Here is a 3,367-nt window from a genome sequence, read left to right as displayed (position 1 = left end):
GCAATATACGAGCAAAAACCTTCTAACTCAAAATTAAACAAGCAAATGAAAAACAAGACGAAAACCGCTTAATAAGAGCTCTAAAAAGACACTTTTCGACCACATGGTCAATATAAAAAAAATTATTGAACATTATTAATACAAAACTTAAAAATATTAATTAAACCTACTATTTATAAATTCTTTAAAATTAAGTTAACTCTTTCATAGCTAGAATTTAATTCACCGCAAAAAATTGATTTATTTAATACTAGATAATTAGAATGCGCGCCATTGCAACATAAGTAAAAACTACGCATGCAATTTGGCTAGCCCTTGCCTATTTACGGGGCGTTAACCAACAACAAGCACGTAAATCTAATTCACTAGGAACAATCCATGAAAAATATTGCAACTGCAGTTCAGTTAGCATTAGCAGGAAGTGTCGCGTTGACCTCAGGCAACGTTCTTGCACAGGACTCAACAAATGAAAGCGCTGACGTTGAAAAAATTCAGGTCACCGGTTCTCGTATCTCTCGTCAGGGCGCTATCGCTCCATCACCAGTAACAGCCATTTCTGGTGAGTCACTTCTTAATTCAGGTGCGATGAACATTGGTGAGGTGCTTAATGAGCTTCCTTCACTTGCAAACACATTCTCATTGGGTAATTCAGGTCAATTTATTGGAACTGCTGGTCTAAATATTCTTGACCTACGTGGTATGGGTACTGACCGCACGTTAGTATTGGTAGACGGTAAACGTCACGTATCTTCTTCAGCTGGTTCTGCAGCGGTTGATACCAACACCATCCCTACTTCATGGATTGAGCGCGTAGAAATCGTTACTGGCGGTGCTTCTGCGGTTTATGGTGCAGATGCAGTAACTGGTGTTGTTAACTTCATTCTTAAAAAGAACATTGAAGGTTTCGACGTGAGTGCGACGCAAGGCTTTGCACAGGAAAACGGTTATAAGAACGACAAATACCAAGCATCATACGGCTTTAACTTCGACAATGATCGCGGCAACATTGCTTTTGCAGCCGAATACAGCTCACAAGAAGCTTTAGAGGCCCTTGACAACCCTTGGACTGCAACGTCGTATCGTAATATGAGCTTTGAAAGCATCATGGGATACGAGCGCAGTGAAGACCAGTTAAATTCAACGGCATTTCCTGACAACTTTTACACTGCTAATGCGGGCTACTACACACTAAACAACTCTGGCGTCTTTGGCGGCAACTCTCAGACTTTCAACGCTGACGGTTCAATTCGCGAAATCTACACCGGTGATCAAGTAGACGGTGCGTTCTGCGCAAACTGTGATTCGTTTAACCTGCGCCAGTTTACGCAGCTTCAGCCTGAGTTTGATCGTACTAACCTAAATGTAAAAGGTAACTACGAGCTAAACGACGACACCACAGTGTATGCACAGGCTAAGTACGCGCGTACTCGTGCAATTACAATGGGCCAGCCTGCTTTCTTCTATGGCGGCTCAGAGACAACCATTTATCGTAACAATGCCTTTCTAGATGATAGCGTTGCCGCATACATGGATGAAAACGAACTAGACAGCATTCAGCTTAACCGCATGATGACTGACCTAGGGCGCCGCACCGAAGCAGACGAGCGTGAAACTTACCGCTACGTGCTAGGTATCGAAGGCTACATGGGTGACGAGTGGAGCTACGAGGCATTTGTAAACTACGGTAAAACAGAACTAGAGCGTGAGAACCGCAACAACCTTGTTCTGCAAAACTTCGAGAATGCACTTAACGCAATAACTGACGGCGATGGAAACATTGTTTGTGCGTCTGGTAGTGATGACGGCTGTGTACCGCTGAACATTATGGGCTTTGGTCAGCCTTCACAAGAAGCAATTGACTACGTCAATACTACATCAGTTGGCACAAGCAAAATTGAACAATACAACGCTGGCGCAACCATCGCAAACTCTGGTATTTATGAATTACCTGCAGGATACGTTGGCTTTGCAGCCGGTGTTGAATATCGCAAAGAAAAAAGCGAAATTGAAGAACCTGATAATGCAGCGGGTACCTTTTTCAACACCCTAGGTGAAGATAAAGGCGATTACTATGTATCAGAAGTATTTACTGAAGTTACTATTCCACTACTTGCCGATCTCCCTGGCGTAGAAATGCTGACATTTGATACTGCGGCGCGTATTGCCAACTACTCTTCGATTGGCAACGCGAAAAGCTGGAAGCTTGGTCTAGATTGGAAAGTGTATGAAGATTTACGTCTACGTGCGACAAAATCATCTGCACTACGCGCGCCGAACATCGGTGAACTTTATGGTGAAGCAAGCCAAACCTTCTTCCGCGTAGACGATCCATGTCGTACAGACAACCTTGCTGACTTAGCCAACGCCGACCAACGCATTGCAAACTGTGCAGCGTTAGGTATCCCTGCAGATTTCAACTCTGATTACGACTCAGCAACGCTAGAGGGCGTAAACGGTGGAAACATCGACTTGCAAGCGGAGAGCTCAATCTCTAAAACACTAGGTGTTGTCTATACTCCTAGCTGGTTTGAAGGCTTTACCGCTACTGTTGACTACTGGGAAATCGAGCTGACAGACGCGATTTCGTCTATTGACGGCCAAACAATTTTGGACCGCTGTGTTGACTCTGAGTCGGGTATTAACAACGTATACTGTGGCCTTATCGACCGTGATGGAACTACCGGTGAAATCACTCAGATTCGTAGCTATGCATTGAACATCGCGGGTCAAGAAGCCAAGGGTATCGACTTCGAACTAGGATATGATTTCGACGCGCTAGAAGGCGCATTCCGTACTAGCTTGATTGCGACTTACCTTAAAGACCGCAAAGAATTCCCATTCCAAGATAACCCTGAAGTATTCTATCAGTACGCAGGTACGGCAGGAGAATCTGATTGGCAGGGTGTATTCACCATCAACTATAGCCGTGGTGATTGGGAAGCAAGCTGGAAAACTCGCTACCTAGAACGTTCAAGCCTTTACGACAACCAAGAGTTAGCGCGTAACCCAAATCCGAGCAACCGTATGGAACTGCCGTCATACGCTGTGACTGACGTGACCGCGGGTTACAACTTTGCTAACGGTGTTAGCCTAACCGTGGGTATTGATAACCTGTTTAACCGTGCGCTACCGACAGGCACGACAGGCACGGGTTCAATAGACGGCGCGTACGACAACATTGGCCGCTTCGGTTACGTTACCGTAGCGTACAAAATGTAATTTACGTAATATTGAGCAATAATAAAAACGGCGCTTATTAGCGCCGCAGACTGTTGAAAAAGCCCTAGACGAAAGTCTGGGGCTTTGATCTAATAGGCATAGTGAAATTCGGAGTGTTCACCATGCTAACCCCAAAGTCCCCACAACA

Annotated in this window: 1 protein-coding gene; it reads left to right on the top strand. The window is 44.8% G+C overall.

The features are described 5' to 3' along the window. The first annotated feature begins 378 nt into the window (after window positions 1–378). Window positions 379–3,219, top strand: a complete 2,841-nt coding sequence (locus F0261_RS19635) for a TonB-dependent receptor (RefSeq protein ID WP_171338722.1) — start codon at window positions 379–381, stop codon at window positions 3,217–3,219. Window positions 3,220–3,367 lie beyond the last annotated feature (148 nt).

The sequence above is a fragment of the Alteromonas sp. 07-89-2 genome (assembly GCF_013113925.1).
Lineage (GTDB): Bacteria > Pseudomonadota > Gammaproteobacteria > Enterobacterales > Alteromonadaceae > Alteromonas > Alteromonas macleodii.
This window is presented reverse-complemented; position numbering and strand designations above follow the sequence as displayed.

Excerpts from the sequence above, each read along its gene's own strand:
- F0261_RS19635 (WP_171338722.1), top strand. The coding sequence starts at position 379 with ATGAAAAATATTGCAACTGCAGTTCAGTTAGCATTAGCAGGAAGTGTC.